Consider the following 621-nt stretch of genomic DNA (forward strand, 5'->3'; position numbering starts at 1 on the left):
TGCTGCGAATGTGTCCAATTGGGATGAAGCGATTTGGGACCAGCATACATTTGATGCAATCGACATGTATATGAATCGATTACGGGTAAGTAATCGGACGAAAAAAATAGGACTGATGATTGAGGACGTAACGCATATACGTCCTTTTGTTGTATACGGCATCGGGGTGCAGTATGAGGGGTAGAACCAGCATCTTCGAGTGAAACAGACATTTTGTAATATTCCGAAAATAAAAGGGGTTATTTCACATTTAGCCCAAATGTCTAAATGATGTATTCTTTCAGAGCAACAACCTAATTTTAGGTATTACCATACCCTACCCTCTTGAAAAGATGCATGAACAAAAAGTGTCACAGAACTATTATTCTGTGACACTTTTTGTTAAAATAAGACTCAATATAGGGTGTTTTTGCCCATCCCCCCGAAAAGGGGGAATAAGGACAGCGATACTTTATTCTTCCAAGGAGTCTTCTTGTGTTAAGCTGGTTAGAATATCATCTTTATTAATACTCTCAAGAATTTTCTCTATATTTACTACCATTGGGGATTTACTAAATTCATAACGACCATAAAAATTGATATGTTGCCATGCAATTGGTGAAATATACTGTAATATTTTCA

1 pseudogene is annotated in these 621 nt (G+C 36.6%); it reads left to right on the plus strand.

What is annotated here, in order from left to right:
- Positions 1-184 (plus strand): annotated as a pseudogene (locus ACODS7_RS32410) (hypothetical protein); the annotation flags it as partial.
- Between the last annotated feature and the right edge of the window lie 437 nt (positions 185-621).

It is taken from the genome of Bacillus sp. FG16, from assembly GCF_057809515.1.